Origin of the sequence: Bradyrhizobium oropedii (assembly GCF_020889685.1) — a bacterium.
GTDB classification, from domain to species: domain Bacteria; phylum Pseudomonadota; class Alphaproteobacteria; order Rhizobiales; family Xanthobacteraceae; genus Bradyrhizobium; species Bradyrhizobium oropedii.
This window is the reverse complement of record NZ_JACMYO010000039.1, coordinates 37,564-53,122: the sequence shown is the minus strand read 5'-3', so window position 1 is coordinate 53,122 and position 15,559 is coordinate 37,564. Positions and strand designations below refer to the sequence as shown.

11 protein-coding genes are annotated in these 15,559 nt (G+C 64.8%); 7 read left to right on the top strand and 4 right to left on the bottom strand.

What is annotated here, in order from left to right; translation table 11 throughout:
* From H8A95_RS13690 to H8A95_RS13670, 5 genes are all read left to right on the top strand, one after another.
* Nucleotides 1–4,336 (top strand): beta strand repeat-containing protein (locus H8A95_RS13690; protein WP_229183652.1); only part of this gene is annotated, 4,336 nt, incomplete at its 5' end.
* A 178-nt stretch (nucleotides 4,337–4,514) separates the two neighbouring features.
* Nucleotides 4,515–5,720, top strand: a complete 1,206-nt coding sequence (locus H8A95_RS13685) for an ABC transporter substrate-binding protein (protein WP_229183651.1) — start codon at nucleotides 4,515–4,517, stop codon at nucleotides 5,718–5,720.
* Between the two features lie 138 nt (nucleotides 5,721–5,858).
* Complete coding sequence (locus H8A95_RS13680; RefSeq protein ID WP_095731620.1) at nucleotides 5,859–6,653, top strand: enoyl-CoA hydratase; 795 nt, start codon at nucleotides 5,859–5,861, stop codon at nucleotides 6,651–6,653.
* A 15-nt stretch (nucleotides 6,654–6,668) separates the two neighbouring features.
* Nucleotides 6,669–7,424 (top strand): VOC family protein, encoded by a 756-nt coding sequence (locus H8A95_RS13675; RefSeq protein WP_229183650.1) that lies wholly within the window; start codon nucleotides 6,669–6,671, stop codon nucleotides 7,422–7,424.
* A gap of 273 nt (nucleotides 7,425–7,697) precedes the next feature.
* Entirely contained in the window at nucleotides 7,698–9,812 is a 2,115-nt protein-coding gene (locus H8A95_RS13670; RefSeq protein WP_229183649.1) for an acetate--CoA ligase family protein, read from the top strand.
* A gap of 165 nt (nucleotides 9,813–9,977) precedes the next feature.
* Here the strand turns inward: H8A95_RS13670 and H8A95_RS13665 are convergent, their stop codons facing one another.
* The 3 genes from H8A95_RS13665 to H8A95_RS13655 are packed head-to-tail and all read right to left on the bottom strand — an operon-like array spanning nucleotide 9,978 to nucleotide 13,075.
* Complete coding sequence (locus H8A95_RS13665; protein ID WP_024582673.1) at nucleotides 9,978–10,778, bottom strand: enoyl-CoA hydratase/isomerase family protein; 801 nt, start codon at nucleotides 10,776–10,778, stop codon at nucleotides 9,978–9,980.
* A 38-nt stretch (nucleotides 10,779–10,816) separates the two neighbouring features.
* Nucleotides 10,817–11,977 carry an acyl-CoA dehydrogenase family protein gene (locus tag H8A95_RS13660; protein ID WP_097671039.1) on the bottom strand — a complete coding sequence of 387 codons (1,161 nt, stop codon included), beginning with the start codon at nucleotides 11,975–11,977 and terminating at the stop codon, nucleotides 10,817–10,819.
* A gap of 30 nt (nucleotides 11,978–12,007) precedes the next feature.
* Nucleotides 12,008–13,075 (bottom strand): acyl-CoA dehydrogenase family protein, encoded by a 1,068-nt coding sequence (locus H8A95_RS13655; protein WP_229183648.1) that lies wholly within the window; start codon nucleotides 13,073–13,075, stop codon nucleotides 12,008–12,010.
* A gap of 419 nt (nucleotides 13,076–13,494) precedes the next feature.
* On the opposite strand from H8A95_RS13655, the gene H8A95_RS13650 reads away from it, so the two are divergent.
* Nucleotides 13,495–14,220: an N-acyl homoserine lactonase family protein gene (locus tag H8A95_RS13650; protein WP_229183647.1), complete on the top strand. Its 726-nt coding sequence runs from the start codon at nucleotides 13,495–13,497 to the stop codon at nucleotides 14,218–14,220.
* An 84-nt stretch (nucleotides 14,221–14,304) separates the two neighbouring features.
* On the top strand, nucleotides 14,305–15,087 hold the full coding sequence (locus tag H8A95_RS13645) for an SDR family NAD(P)-dependent oxidoreductase (RefSeq protein WP_028336226.1): 783 nt from the start codon (nucleotides 14,305–14,307) through the stop codon (nucleotides 15,085–15,087).
* A 181-nt stretch (nucleotides 15,088–15,268) separates the two neighbouring features.
* Here the strand turns inward: H8A95_RS13645 and H8A95_RS13640 are convergent, their stop codons facing one another.
* Nucleotides 15,269–15,547, bottom strand: coding sequence for a GlsB/YeaQ/YmgE family stress response membrane protein (locus tag H8A95_RS13640; protein WP_163159388.1), 279 nt, complete (start codon nucleotides 15,545–15,547; stop codon nucleotides 15,269–15,271).
* Between the last annotated feature and the right edge of the window lie 12 nt (nucleotides 15,548–15,559).

The window sequence follows — 15,559 nt, the reverse complement described above, 5'->3', positions numbered from 1 at the left end:
CGGGCTCGGCGGCTTCGGCGGCGGTGATGGCACGGCGGGTGGCGGTGGCGGCCTTGGCGCTGGCGGCACCGTCTTCGTCGAGCAAGGCGGCTCGCTGACCGTCAAGGGCGGCTCGCTCTCGAACGATTCCGGCTTCAACGCGGTCAAGGGCGGCACCAATGGCGGCGGCCAGACCAGCGGCTCGGCATACGGCTCCGGCATCTTCATCCAGGGCAACAACAATCTCAGCTTCACGCCTGGCAGCGGCCAGACGCTGACTGTCACCAACGACATCGCCGACCAGAGCGGCAATGGCGGTACGGGCGCCAATGCGGGCGTCGGTGGCCTCGCCATCGGCGGCGGTGGCACCGTCATTCTCGGCGGCAACAACACCTATATCGGCAACACCACGGTCAGCGGCGCCGGCACAACGGTGTCGATCTCGTCCAACGTCAACCTCGGCGGGCTCACCAGCATCCTGAAGCTCGGCGACGGCACCGGCATCAGCTTCACCGACGGCTTCACGCAGACCCGCAACATCACCGTCGCGGGCGATCCCGTCTTCAATGTCGCGGTCGGCGAAACCGTCACCCAGAGCGGCGTCATCTCCGATGGCGCGACGCCGGGCGACGTCGAGGTGACCGGCGGTGGTCGGCTCGTGCTGTCGGCACACAACACCTATTCGGGCGGCACCGTCATCAAGGGCTCCATCCTTGAGCTCGCCGCGAACGGCGCCGTGGGAACAGGCTCGATCGCCTTCACCGACGGCTCTACCGAGAAGCTCGTGCTCGATGCCGCCGCGTTCTCAGGCACCTCGTTCGGCACGTCGATCACCGGCTTCGGCGGCGGCGACACCATCGACTTCGGCAATCTCGTTTATGACGCAACGAAAACGCTGTCCTATTCGAACGGCGTGTTGCTGGTGAAGAGCAGCGGCGGCACGACGCTCGCCTCGTTCAATTTGAGCTTTGGCGCCGGCGCCTCGTTCGGCTCGCTGATGCTGGCGTCCGACGGCTCGGCATCGCCGCATCTCGAGCTCAGGTCGCAGGCGAGCATCGCGTCGGTCACGGCGGATACCACCGGTCACCTCACGACGCTGAACACCGGCAAGGTCGTCACCGTCACGGTCGATTTCAGCAACACGGTGAGCGTGACCGGCGCGCCGCAGCTGCTGCTCAACGACGGCAAGGTCGCGACCTATCTCAGCGGCAGCGGCTCGCACACGCTGGTGTTCGGCTACACCGTGCAGGACGGCGACAACACGTCCGATCTGCAGGTGCAGAGCCTTTCGCTCAATGGCGGCACCATCAAGGATCCCGGCGGCCAGGACGCCGACGTGACCCATGCGGCCACAGACCTGCACCTCGTGGTCGACACGACGGCGCCGACCGTCTCCGTGGCGGCGACCCCGACTTCGCTGCTGGCAGGTCAGACCTCGACCGTCACCTTCACCTTCTCCGAGGCGGTAACGGGTTTCGCGCTCGCGGATACGACGGTGAGCGGCGGCGCGTTGAGCAACCTCATCCATGTCGGCCTCAATGCCTCGCACCAGGACATCTATACGGCGACCTTCACGCCCGATGTGACCAACGCCGAGGCAGGTTCGGTGCAGGTCAACGCATCGAGCTATACCGACAGCGCCGGAAACGCCGGTGCGGCAAGCAGCGCGATCACTTTCACGGGCGACACAAAGGTACCGACGGTGCAGGTTGCCGCCGACCACAGCATGCTTACCGCCGGCGATCGCGCGCTCGTCACCTTCACCTTCTCCGAGGCCGTCGCCGGCTTCGGGCTGGGCGATGTCACCGTCCAGGGCGGCACGCTGGGTAATCTCAGCCATGTCGGCGTCGATGGCTCCGGCCATGATGTCTACACGGCGACCTTCACACCCGATGTGACCAACACTGAGGCGGGGTCGGTCCAGGTCAACGCGTCAAGCTATACCGACGTCGCCGGCAATTCCGGCTCGTCTAGCAACACGATCAACTTCTCCGGCGACACCAAGGCGCCGACGGTGTCGGTTTCGGCTGACCACGGCACGCTGCTCGCAGGTCAGACCGCGGTGGTGACGTTCACCTTCTCCGAGGCCATCGCGGGCTTCGCGCTTGGGGACGTCAGCGTCAGCGGCGGTGCGCTGGGTAATCTCGTCCATGTCGGCGTCAACGGCTCCGGCCAGGACATCTATACCGCGACCTTCACGCCTGATGTCAGCAACGCCGAGGCTGGCTCGGTCAAGGTCAACGCATCCAGCTATAGCGACACGGCAGGCAATGCCGGCGCGGTCAGCAACACGGTCAGCTTCACCGGCGATACGCAGGTGCCGACGGTATCGGTCACGCTCAATCCGGACACGGTGCTGGCCGGCGACGTCTCGGTCGCGACCTTCACCTTCTCGGAGGCCGTTTCCGGCTTCGGCCTTGCCGGCACCACGGTCCATGGCGGCGCGCTGACCAATCTCGTGCATGTCGGGCTCAACGGCGCCGGCCACGACGTCTACACCGCGACCTTCACGCCTGATGTCAGCGACACCGAGTCGGGCTCGGTGAAAGTCAATGCATCGAGCTACAGCGACATAGCCGGCAATGCCGGTACGGCGAGCAATACCGCCACGATCGGCGGCGACACGCTGGCGCCGACCGTGTCTATCGCGGCGGATCGTAACGCGCTGCTGGCCGGCCAGACGGCGCTGGTGACGTTCACGTTCTCCGAACAAATTGCGAGCTTCGCGCTCGGCGACGTCACCGTGCATGGCGGGGCGCTGGGCAATCTGGTCCATGTCGGCGTCAACGCGTCGGGCCAGGACATCTACACCGCAATCTTCACGCCGGACGAAAGCAACGCCGAAGCAGGGTCGGCACAGGTCCGGGCGTCTTCTTACACCGACGTTGCCGGCAACACCGGTGCGGCGAGCGGCACCGTCAATTTCACTGGCGATACCAAGGCTCCGACGGTGTCGGTTGCCGCAAGCCCGAGCACGGTGCTGGCCGGCCAGACTTCAGTTGTCACCTTCACCTTCTCCGAGCACGTCATGGGCTTTGCGCTCAACGATACCGTCGTCGCCGGCGGTGCGCTGAGCAATCTGGTCCATGTCGGGCTCAACGTGTCGGGCCAGGACGTCTACACCGCGCTCTTCACGCCAGATATCAACGACGTGCTGCTGGGCTCGATCCGGATCACGGCCTCGAGCTATGCCGACGATGCCGGCAATGCCGGGGCTGCGAGCAACACCGCCACCATCGGTGGCGACACGCATTCGCCGACGGTGTCGGTGGCGGCCGATCATACCGTGCTGCACGCCGGCGACGCGGCGCTCATGACCTTCACGTTCTCCGAGGCGGTCGCGGGCTTCGGGCTCGGCGACATCACCGTCCACGGCGGCCTGTTGGGCAGCCTGGTTCATGTCGGCCTCAACGGATCGGGCCATGATATCTACACCGCGATCTTCACGCCTGACGTCACCGACCATCTGTCGGCCGATCTGGCGGTTGCCGGGGCGAGCTACAGCGACGTCGCCGGCAATGCCGGTGCGGCAAGCGGCACCATCACCTTCTCAGGCGACACCAAGCCTCCTGCGGCGCCGCGGGTGGCGCTGCATCAGGACACCGGTTTCTCGGCTTCCGATCACATCACCAACAATGCACTGATCGACTACACCAAGTCCGATGCGGCCGACACGCTGCGATTCAAGGCTGACGGCGCGTCGAGCTTCTCGGCGGTGGCGCCGGCCTTCACGACAGACGGCGTGCACACCGTGACGGTGCAGGAGGTCGATGCCGCCGGCAATGTCAGTGTGTCTTCCAGCCTGACCTTCACCCTCGATACGACAGCGCCGCATCTGACCGGGATCACCGCGACCCCCTCAGGGGGCGTCGGGGCAACGGGCTCGCTGGTGCAACTGACCGTCGGCTTCAACGAGACGGTTCACGTCAATGGCGGCACGCCGACACTGACGTTGAACGATGGCGGCAGCGCGATCTACGATGCCGCGGCGACAGCGCTGCTCGGCGATCCGTCGAAGCTGGTGTTCGATCACATCGTGTCGTCGACGAATCGCGCCGGCTCGCTGGCGGTGACCGGCTTCGTCGCCAATGGCGCTAATATCGTCGATCTGGCCGGCAACGCGGCCTCGCTTTCGGCCGTGTCCGCCGCCTTCGATGCGCTGCACATCAACGAGACCATCGCGCCGGCCTACACGATCGGGGCGCTCACCCGGCCGGAACTGCATCTGGATCTGGGCGGCCACGTCATCATGGATGCGACGGCATCGGCGTTCGCCGGACAATACGGCATGCAGTATTTGTTCCTCGGCCTGCCGGCGGGAACGCCCTATCAAACCGTGTCCGATTTTCATCTCTGATCGCGTCGCGGTCGGACCCGATCGGCGCGCCGCTGCGTCGCCGGCGCAACGTGTCATTCCGCTTAGCGGAAAACAGATTGCTGCCGCTGCGGCTTGCTGCACTGCGGGCCATGCGGCATGATCCGCCCCTCGAAACGGACCTGATGGAATGAGGTCTGTTGTTCAAGGGAGGATCTGAATGAGACGGGTTTTGGCCGGCGTGTTGGCCTGTGCGTTTGCGATCTCGGCGAATGCGTCGCTGGCGCAGGACAAGCCTCCGCTGAAGCTCGGCGGCATCCTCGACATGTCGAGCCTCTATGCCGACATCACCGGCTCGGGCAGCGAAACTGCTGCCAAGATGGCGGTCGAGGATTTCGGCGGCACGGTGCTCGGCCGCAAGGTCGAGATCGTGGTCGGCGACCATCTCAACAAGGCCGACCTTGCCGCCAATATCGCCCGCGACATGATCGACAACCAGGGCGTCGAGATGATCTTCGACGTCGCGGCGTCCGCGACCGCGCTGGCGGCCGGCGAGATCGCCAAGGCGCGCGGCAAGATCATCATCTTCAACGGCCCGGGCTCGATCCGCCTCTCCAACGAGGCCTGCGGCCCCTACACCGTGCACTACGTGTTCGACACCTTCGCGCAGGCCAATGTGACCGGCCTTGCCGCGGTGAAATCCGGCCTCGACACCTGGTTCTTCCTGACCGCCGACTACGCGTTCGGCCAGGACCTCGAAAAGGACACCAGCAATGTCGTGGTGAAGTCGGGCGGCAAGGTGCTCGGCAGCGTGCGGCACCCGATCAACACCTCGGACTTCTCGTCGTTCCTGCTGCAGGCGCAGGCCTCGAAGGCCAAGGTGATCGGGCTCGCCAATGCCGGCGGCGACACCATCAACGCGATCAAGCAGGGCGCCGAGTTCGGCATCACCAAGGGCGGCCAGAAGATCTCGCCGCTGTTGGCTTTCGTGACCGACATCGACAGCGTCGGGCTCGAGACCGCGCAGGGGCTGCTGCTCGCGGAGGCGTTTTACTGGGACCTCAATGACGACAGCCGCGCGTTCTCAAAGCGTTTCATGGAGCGCGTCAAGCGGGTGCCGACCTCGGCGCAGGCCGGCGTCTATTCCTCGGTGACGCACTATCTCAAGGCGGTGAAGGCTGCCGGCACCACGGATGCGGCTGCCGTCATGAAGGTGATGAAGGAGACCCCGATCAACGACATGTTCGCCAAGAACGGCAAGATCCGAGAGGACGGCCGCATGGTGCACGACATGTATCTGTTCGAGGTCAAGAAGCCCTCGGAATCGAAGGGCCGCTGGGACGACTACAAGCTGCTTGCGACCGTGCCGGGCGACCAGGCGTTCCAGCCGCTGGAAGCCTCGCGCTGCCCGCTGGTGAAGAAATAGGACAATCGGAGCGTCGTCATTGCGAGCGAAGCGAAGCAATCCATCTCGCCAAACAGAAGGTATGGATTGCTTCGTCGCTTCGCTCCTCGCAATGACGGCGGGAAGTTTAAGATAACAAACAACGAAAGGCAAAACGCCATGAGCGACAATCAGATGGTTCTCCAATCCCTCGACAAGGGCCTGCTCACCATCACCATGAACCGGCCCGACCGGCGCAACGCGCTCAATCCGGACATGACGCGCGGCCTCGTCGAGGCGGCGCGGCGTGCCCAGGATGATACCGAGGTGCGTGCGGTGCTGATCAGGGGCGCCGGCGGCACCTTCTGCGTCGGCGGCGACGTCAAGTCGATGGCGGAAGGCCGTGCGCCGCTGCCGTTCGAGGCCAAGATGGCGAATTTGCGCCGTGGCATGGAAGTCTCGCGCATCCTGCACACGATGCCGAAGCCTGTCGTGGCGCAGCTCGACGGTGCGGCGGCCGGCGCCGGGCTTTCGATCGCGCTGTCCTGCGACCTGCGCGTCGCCAGCGCCTCCTGCAAGATCACCACCGCCTTTGCCAAGGTCGGCTTCTCCGGCGACTACGGCGGCACCTATTTCCTCACCAAGATGCTCGGCAGCGCCAAGGCGCGCGAGCTCTACATGATGTCGCCGGTGCTGTCGGCGCAGGAAGCCTACAACCTCGGCATGGTCTCCAAGGTGGTGCCCGATGCCGATGTCGAGGCCGAGACGCTGGAGCTGGCGCGGTCGCTGGCGCAGGGACCGTCGGTGGCGCTCGGCTACATCAAGCGCAACATCAACAATGCCGAGACCATGACGCTGGAAGCCTGCTTCGACGGCGAGGCGATCCACCATACCCGCGCCGGCGAGACCACCGACCACAAGGAAGCGGCGAAAGCCTTCGTCGAGAAGCGCAAGCCCACCTTCCAGGGTCAGTAAGCCGTGACCAATCACATGGCCGATTACATGCGGCTGCGGCAGATCTGCCTGGTGGCGCCGCAGCTTGCACCTGTGATCGCGGATATCTCCGCGATCATGGGCCTCGATGTCTGCTACCGCGACGGCAACGTCGCCAAATACGGCCTCGAGAACGCGCTGCTGCCGGTCGATACGATCCTCCTGGAAGTCGTGGCACCCTTCCAGCCGGGGCCGGGCACCGCGGCCGGCCGCTTCATCGAGAAGACCGGCGGTCACGGCGGCTACATGGCGATCTTCTGCTGCGAGGATCCCGACGCGCGCGGCGCCAAGGCCAATGCGATGGGCGTGCGCACTGCGAATGTGATCACGCACGCTCCGTATCATGGCGTGCAGCTGCATCCGCGCGACTGCCGTGCCGCCTTCATCGAGTTCAACCACACCGACGGCAGCGACGACATCCTGGGGCCGTACCCGCCGGCCGGTCCGGACTGGCAGAAGTCGATCCGCAAGGACACGACTTTGGCGCTGACCGTGGTCGAGATGCAGAGCCCCGAGCCGCAAGCACTGGCGGAGCATTGGGGAAAGATCGTCGGCGTTCCCGCTGACGGCACCGTGGTGAAGCTGCCGAACGGCACCTTCCGCTTCGTCAAGGGCGACAGCGAGATCATGAGCGGCTTGACCTTCAAGGTCGCCGACAAAGCGAAGGTGCTCGATGCCGCGAAGGCCAGAGGCTGTGCGGTGAAGGGCGATGAGTTCCAGCTCTGCGGCGTGACCTTCAAGCTGACGGTGTAGCTCTCGTAGCCCGGATGCAGCGAAGCGAAATTCGGGGCCGCACTCTCCGCGGATGGACCATTCCCGGACTGCGCTGCACTCCATCCGGGCTACGCAGCGCTAATCCCGTCATCCTGAGCGCGTAGCGCGTCTCGAAGGATGTACGGCCACCGGCCGGGCCGATTCATCCTTCGAGACGGCCGCGTTGCGGCCTCCTCAGGATGACGGGGTGAGGTTGAGCCCGAGGCTACGATTCAATATCGTCGAGCGCAATAACAACAACCGGAACGCCCCATGCTGCATCCGCTCGATACCTTCTTCGCTCCAAAAAGCATCGCGTTGATAGGCGCCTCGCGCGATCACGAGAAGATCCCCGGACGGCTGCTCGCGATGCTGCGCAAAAACGGCTATCCGGGTGCGCTCTATCCGATCAATCCGAACTATGACGAGATCGACGGCCTGAAATGCTTCAGGTCGATCGCCGAGATCGGCGCGCCGATCGACCTCGCCGTCATCGTCATCCCTGCCCGTGCCGTGCTGCCGGCGCTGGAGCAATGCGCGGCCGCCGGCGTCAAGAATGCGGTCATCATCTCCTCCGGCTTTGCCGAGGAGGGCGGCGACAGCGCCGGCATGCAGGATGCGATCGTGGCGCTGGCGAAGCGGAGCGGAATGCGGATCTCCGGTCCCAACGCCGAAGGCTTTTACAGCCAGGCGCAGAAGGTCGCCGCGACCTTCAGTCCGACCGTCGACGTCAAGCCGGATGCGCCGGCGCTGGTCGCAAGCCAACGGCGGATAGGCATCGTGGCGCAGAGCGGCGGCATCGGCTTTGCGATCTATCATCGCGCCAAGGCGCTCGGTGTCGCGCTCAGCTACGTCGTCAGCGCCGGCAATGAGAGTGATCTCGGCGCCGGCGAGTTCCTCGACTACATGGTGCAGGATGCCTCAACCGACGTGATCCTGCTGTTCATCGAGGGCATTCGCGACGTCGACAAGTTCCTGGCCGCGGCGAAGCGCGCGGCAGAGCTCAGGAAGCCCGTCATCGTCACCAAAGTGGGCCGCTCCGGCGCCGGTGAACGCGCAGCGGCCTCGCACACCGCGAGCATGGCGGGCTGGTCGGCGGCCTATGATGCGGTGTTCGCCAAATACGGCTTCATCGTCTCCAACGACCTCGACGAGGCCGTGACGATCGCTGCCGTGTTGACCACCAATCCGCTGCCGAAAGGTGACCGCGTCGCGGTGCTTACGGTGTCCGGCGGCGCCGGCATCTGGGGCGCCGATACCGTGTCGATGCAGGGCCTGCGCGTGCCGGAGCTTTCGGCCGACATCCAAAGCCAGATCAAGCAGTGGATGCCGTCCTATGGCGCGGCGGGCAATCCGGTCGACGTCACCGCGCAGGGCGTCTCGTCCGGCGGCTTGCAGAAAAGCATCGAGCTGTTCGATGCCTCCGACGAGGTGGATGCGACGCTGGTCGTGCTGTCGCTGTCGAGCGAGACGCGGATGCCGTTCAAGGAAGCCGAGCTGAAGCCGGTGATCTCAAGGCAGAACAAGCCGGTGGTGTTTTATTCCTACACGCTGCCGTCGCAATTCGCGCGGCAGGAACTGGCGAGATCAGGCGTGGTGGTGCTCTCGGGGCTCACTCATGTCGGCGTCGCGATGCGGCGGCTGTCGGACTATGCCGGCTTCAAGCTTGCGACCGAGATAACGGCGTCGGCGTCGCCGGCGCGCGATCTCTCCGCGCATCTCACAGCCAAGACGCTCTCCGAATATGACAGCAAATCGCTGCTGCGCGCGGCCGGCATCGCGTTGCCCGACGAAATGCTGGTGACGGATCGCGACGGCCTCGACGCCGCGATCGAGCGTGCCGGATTTCCACTCGTCATGAAGATCCAGTCGCCCGCGATCGCGCACAAGAGCGAGGTCGGCGGCGTCCGGGTCAACATCGCGGCCAAGGGCGCGGCGTTCACGGCCTATCGCGACATGCTGGAGAGCGTGCAGAAGCAGCGGCCGGATGCTCCGATCCAGGGCGTGCTGGTCGGGCCGATGGCGAAGAAGGGCGTCGAGATCATCGTCGGCACCATGACGGATGGCACGTTCGGACCGATGGTGATGGTGGGGCTCGGCGGCATCACGACCGAGCTGCTCAAGGACGTGGTCTATCGCCCGGCGCCGGTGAGCCCGGCTGAGGCGACCACTATGCTGGAGACTCTGAAGGCGGCGCCGCTGCTGCGCGGTTTCCGTGGTGCGCCGAAGGCGGATGTCGCAGCGCTCGCGCGATTGATCTCGCAGATTTCACTGCTGGCGGCGCAGCATGCAGGCGAGATTGCCGAGATCGAGGTCAATCCCGTGCTGGTGTATCCGGAGGGGCAGGGCGTGACGATCGTCGATGCGTTGGTGGTGCCGAGGGGTTAGCGTGGCGCGCTATCTCCCCAACGTCGTCCCTGCGAAAGCAGGGACCCATAACCACCGAACGTGGTTGGAGGAGGAAGCTAACGCCGCTTGTGCCCTTTCCGCGGGCCGCGGCGTATGGGTCCCTGCTTTCGCAGGGACGACGTGTGAGAGAGCGGGGCGGTCCGCTCACCGCCCCTTGAAGTTCGCGACGCGGCGCTCGGCGGTGGCCTTGACGCCTTCCTTGAAGTCCTCGGTCGCGCGCAGCTTGGTCTGCTCTTCCAGCTCGTGGTTGGTTGCGGCGAGCACGCGGTCGGCGAGGCCGGCGCGCATGGTGGCGCGGGTCGAGACCAGGCCGAGCGGCGAGCATTCGGCGATCTCCTGCGCGAGCTTCATCGCTTCAGCCCGCACCTGGTCCTGCGGCACCAGCACGTTGGCGAGGCCCCAGCGATAGGCCTCTTCGCCGGTGACGCGGCGGCTCGTGTAGAACATCAGCTCGGCATTGTTCTTGCCGATCAGTTCCGGCAGCGTGGTGGTGAGACCGAAGCCCGGGTGGAAGCCGAGCTTGGTGAAGTTCGCCGCGAAGCGCGCTTCGGGGCAGGCGACACGGAAGTCGGCGGAGACGGCAAGCCCGAGGCCGCCGCCGATCGCGGCACCGTGGATCGCCGCGACGATCGGCTTTTTGTTGCGGAAGATGCGGACCGCCTGAACGTAGAGATGGTTGATCGGCAGGTTCGAGGCCGGATCGCTCTTGGCGCGCTCTTCCTGCTCCTGGCGGGCGGGATCGCCGAAATTGGCGCCGGCGCAGAACGCCTTGCCCTGGGCTGCGAGCACCGAGGCGCGGATCTCGATGTTGTTGTCGAATTCCTCCAGCGCGTCAGCGATCTGGTTGATCAGCGCGACGTCGAAGAAGTTCAGCGGCGGCTTGCGGATTTCAATCAGGCCGACATGGCCGTGGGTCTCGACGCCGATATCAGTGTACTTGGTCATGGTCTGTCCTCGTTGAATTTGCAAACGAGCCCGCGCGGCTAGCGCAGGCCCAAACCGCGGGCGATGATGCCGCGCAGCACTTCGGTGGTGCCGCCCTGGATCGTCAGCTTGGGCGCGGTCTTGATGGCGAAATCGAGCTGCTTTTCCAGCGTCTCGCGGTTGGTCGCGGTCTCCTCGACGAAGGCCGCGAGATCGCGGACGCGATGCGGCAGCTGCTGCTCCCACACCGTGCCGATGTCCTTGACGATGGAAGCCTCCACCACCGGCTCCTTGCCGGCCTGCAGCATGCCCGCAACCGACACCGACATGCGGCGCATGGTGTGGACCTGCGCCACCAGCCGGCCGATGCCTTCAGCGCTGCGGGTGTCCGGATTCTTGCCGACCGCGCGCACCAGCTCGGTGAGCACGTAATACGTCTCGAGGAACCGCTCGGGGCCGGACCGCTCATAGGCGAGCTCGGATGTCGCCTGCTTCCAGGCGCCATCGACCTCGCCCAGCACGTGATCGTCGGGCACGAAGTAGTCGGTGAATACCACCTCGTTGAACTCGAACTGGCCGGTGATCTGGCCGATCGGATTCACCTGGATGCCGGGCTGCTTCATCTTGACCAGGAACTGGGTCAGGCCGTGGCGGCGGTTTTCCTTGGTCGGCGGTGACGTCCGGAAGATCGCGATCATGTAGTCGGCGATGTGCGCCGATGAGGTCCAGATCTTGGTGCCGTTGATCAGATAGCCGCCATCGGTCTTGGTGGCGCGGGTCTTCGCCGCGAACAGGTCGGAGCCGGAATTCGGCTCGCTCATGCCGATCGCGAAGCAGACCTCGCCGCGGCAGATCCGCGGCAGGATGTCCATCTTGATGTGCTCGGGCGCGTATTTCAGCAGCACCGGCCCGCTCTGGCGGTCGGCGACGAAGAAGCGCCGGGTCGGCGCGTTCGCCACCCGCATCTCCTCGGTCACCACATAGCGCTCGAGGAACGAGCGTTCCTGGCCGCCGTACTTCTTGGGCCAGGTCATGCCGAGCCAGCCCTTGGCGCCGACGCGGCGGGAGAATTCCGGCGCGTCATTGTCCTCGCGGTTCGGCGCGTAGGGATCGAAGGTGCCGGCGGCGATCTCCTCGGCGAGGAAGGCGCGCACTTCCTTGCGGAGCTGCTCGCATTTCTCGGGCAGGCGGATCGGATCGAAACGAAGGGCTGCAGTCATGATGTCCAGTCCTGATCTTTCTGCCTGATCTCAGCGCGAAGCCACCAGCGGCCACAATTCATCGGCGCCGCGCTCGGCGACGAGTTTGCCGAGTTCGACCGCCCAGTAGCTCTCGGAGCCGAAATCGTCGCGCCAGGCCAGCGCCCGCAGCGAGTAGCGATGCAGGATATGCTCGTTGGTGAAGCCGATCGCGCCGTGCACCTGATGGGCGATGCCGCTACCCTTCTCGGCCGCTTCCGAGCAGCGGATCTTGGCCGCCGCCGCTTCGAGGAACACCGCGTCGTTGTCGAGCGATTTTGCATTCGCGATGGTGTCGGCCGCCGAAGTCGCGGCAGCAAGAGCCGCGGCGGACTCGCCGGCGAGACGGGCGAGGTTGTGCTGCACCGCCTGGAATTTTGAGATCTTCTTCTCGAAGGCGACACGTTCGTTGGAGTAGCGCACGGAGATGTCGAGCATCGCTTCCAGTGCGCCGGCAATTTGCAGGCTGCGCACCACTCCACCCATCAGCATCAGCGTGGTCTGGTCGAAACCCTTGGGCGCCGGCTTGGTCGTGACCGGCTGCACCTCGTCGAGCGTGACGGTGTCGTTGTGATCGCCGCCAAGTCCGGTGCTGGATTCGATCCGGCACTTCGCGGCGTCGACCAGCGCGATCGAGATGCCGTCCTTGCCGGTCGCCAGCACCGCGAAATGTTTTGCGTCTTTCGCGAACGGTACGCCGCGGGCGCGGCCGGAGAGGCTGCTGCCGGCGTTGAGTGTCACGCGGTCCTTCGGGCTTGCCGGCAGCACCGTCATCTCGCCCTCGGGAGATGCGATCTTGGCTTGCGTCAGCAGCCAGCCCGCCAGCATTGTTTCGGCCAGCGGAACAGCGATCGCATGCCGCCCGGCGACGTTGAGGACGCTGAAACCTTCAGCGAGACTGGCGCCGGAACCGCCGAGATCGTCGGGCACCCAGGAGAGCGGCAGGCCGGCTTCGGTCAGCGCCTGCCACAGCGGCGCCTTCCATGCGCCCTGCTTGTCGTGATTGATGGTTTGGGCATCCGCGAGATCGGCGAAAATCTTTTCCGCGGTCTCGGCGACGATGTTCTCACTCTCCGCCACAGCGTTCCTCGTGTTGATTGGCTTGGGCTGGCCGTTCGGCCGCGCCCTGCTTGCGATGTTGTCTTGCGCTCAATGATGCGGAAAAGCCATAGCCGTGACAAGCGTTGCCCGCAGGGCCACTTGCGCGGATGGCATGAAGCTCAACGAGGTGCGCGAATTCCGCATTGTGAACTTTCGACCGCCTCGGTTTGTATGCCACGCGCGGGAGCAAATTGGCCGGTGAAGACCCATTCAGTCCGCCAGATGAAACTCGATCGCCTCCCGCAATCGGCGGCAAGTTCGTGGCGACAAAGCCCCGCGCCCGGTGTGATGAGGCTGGGCGAGAAGCATATGAGCTTCGATAAACTCGTGCTTAGCTTGAGGCCAGGATCGGGGGGCGTGTGATGAAGATGCATGTGTTGTCGGGCGGACGTTTGCGGATGTCGAAGCGGACCTACCTGCCGGATGCGGCGCGCGGCGAGATGATCGACCTTCCGGTGTCGTGCATGTTGCTGCGGCATACGCAGGGCAATGTGCTGTTCGACACCGGATGCCATCCCGACGTCGCGACCGATCCTGAAGGGCGGCTCGGCACGCTGGCCAAATACATGCAACCGATCATGCCGGCAGACGATCACGTGCTGACGAGCCTGAAGGCCGTCGGCCTTGGCCCCGACGATATCGACGTGGTGATCTGTTCTCACCTGCACACCGATCATTGCGGCTGCAACGCCTTCTTCAAGAAGGCGACGATTTTCGTCCACGCGCTCGAGGTCGAGGCCGCGAATGCCGATAACGCGTTCGAACGCGGATACATCAAGGCGGATTGGGATCATCCGCTGAAGATGGAGATATTCGATAAGCAGATGGATGTGTTCGGCGATGGCAGACTGACGCTGATCCCGCTGCCGGGACATTCGAAGGGAACGACCGGCGCGCTGGTCAAGCTGGACCAGAGCGGCGAATTCCTGCTCGCCTCCGACTCGCTCAGCGTGCGCGCCAATCTCGATCAGCGGGTCTCGCCCAGGAATAGTTTGGATGTCGATCAGTTCCTGAGATCTCTCGACGAGATCGCCAAGCTGGAGGCGTTAGGTGTCAAGATCATCTGCGGCCATGACGAGGCGCAGTGGGCCAGCCTGCAAAAGGGGCCGAACGCGTATACGTGAGGCGCAGTTTGCAGATACTGTGCCGCGCGATATGGTGTGCCGCCGCCGGAGATCATCTGGCTCACAACGACAAGGAAAATGCAGATGTCCAAGGATGGTTTGTGCGCGATCGTGACGGGATCGGCATCGGGGCTCGGCGCCGCCACCGCGCAAATTCTCGCCACGCAGGGCGCGCGCCTCATCATCAACTATTCCAACAGCAAGGCGGAAGCCGAAGCGACTGCTGAAGCCTGCCGCAAGCAGGGCGCCGAGGTGCTGGTGGTGCAGGGCGACGTCTCGCGCGATGAGGACTGCAAGAAGATCGCGGCCGCCGCGCAAGGCTGGGGCCGTCTCGACGTGCTGGTCAACAATGCCGGCACCACCAAGCATGTGCCGCATCACGATCTCGACGGCCTGACCGCGGAAGACTTCCAGCGCATCTACGCCGTCAACACCATCGGCCCATTCCAGATGGTCCGTGCTGCGCGCGCCTTGCTCGAAGCCGGCGCGAAGGCATCCGGCCGTCCCTCGGCGGTGGTCAACGTCTCTTCGGTGGCCGGCATTTCCGGCGGCGGTTCGTCGGTGGCCTATGCCGCGAGCAAGGGTGCGCTCAACACCATGACGCAGTCGCTGGCGCGTGCGCTGGCGCCGTTGATCCGCGTCAACACGGTGTGCCCGGGTTACATCGATACGCCCTGGTTCACCAAGGGCCGCGGCGAGGCCGGTGCCAAGCAGGTTCGTGATGCCGTGGTCGCGCGGGTGCCGCTGAAGGTCGCATCAACGGCCGAGGATATCGCCAATCTTGTTTGCTTCCTGGCGAGCCCGGCATCGAGCAACATGACCGGCGAATTCGTCCGCATGGACGCGGGCATGCATCTCATTCAGTGAGCTAGCTTCCGAGCTGTTGCCGAAGCGAAAATGCCCGGGCCTGGCCCGGGCATTTTCATGATTCTGAACCGGTTGTCGGTTTGTTGTCCAGTCATTCCGGGGCGATGCGTAAGCATCGAACCCGGAATCTCGAGATCCCGGATTCGATGCTACGCATCGCTCCGGGATGACGGCTTTGCCGTCACTTGTTTCCAATATCCGGGATCACGCGCGCCGCGACCAGCCGGTTCCAGATGAACAGCACCACCAGCGCGCCGATCGTGGCAGTGATGAAGCCGGCGCCCTGTTCAGGACCGTAATGGCCGATGGCCTGGCCGATGAAGGTCGCGAGAAACGCGCCGGCGATGCCGAGCACGGTGGTGAGAATGAAGCCGCTTGGATTATTCGGTCCCGGCGACAGGAGCCGCGCGATGATCCCCGCGACAAAGCCGACGATGATGACCCAGATGATGCCGCCCATGACTGTCGTCCT

Excerpts from the sequence above, each read along its gene's own strand:
- H8A95_RS13670 (WP_229183649.1), top strand. The coding sequence starts at position 7,698 with ATGCTGCATCCGCTCGATACCTTCTTCGCTCCAAAAAGCATCGCGTTG.
- H8A95_RS13685 (WP_229183651.1), top strand. The coding sequence starts at position 4,515 with ATGAGACGGGTTTTGGCCGGCGTGTTGGCCTGTGCGTTTGCGATCTCG.
- H8A95_RS13645 (WP_028336226.1), top strand. The coding sequence starts at position 14,305 with ATGTCCAAGGATGGTTTGTGCGCGATCGTGACGGGATCGGCATCGGGG.
- H8A95_RS13680 (WP_095731620.1), top strand. The coding sequence starts at position 5,859 with ATGAGCGACAATCAGATGGTTCTCCAATCCCTCGACAAGGGCCTGCTC.
- H8A95_RS13660 (WP_097671039.1), bottom strand. The coding sequence starts at position 11,977 with ATGACTGCAGCCCTTCGTTTCGATCCGATCCGCCTGCCCGAGAAATGC.
- H8A95_RS13665 (WP_024582673.1), bottom strand. The coding sequence starts at position 10,778 with ATGACCAAGTACACTGATATCGGCGTCGAGACCCACGGCCATGTCGGC.
- H8A95_RS13675 (WP_229183650.1), top strand. The coding sequence starts at position 6,669 with ATGGCCGATTACATGCGGCTGCGGCAGATCTGCCTGGTGGCGCCGCAG.
- H8A95_RS13640 (WP_163159388.1), bottom strand. The coding sequence starts at position 15,547 with ATGGGCGGCATCATCTGGGTCATCATCGTCGGCTTTGTCGCGGGGATC.
- H8A95_RS13650 (WP_229183647.1), top strand. The coding sequence starts at position 13,495 with ATGTCGAAGCGGACCTACCTGCCGGATGCGGCGCGCGGCGAGATGATC.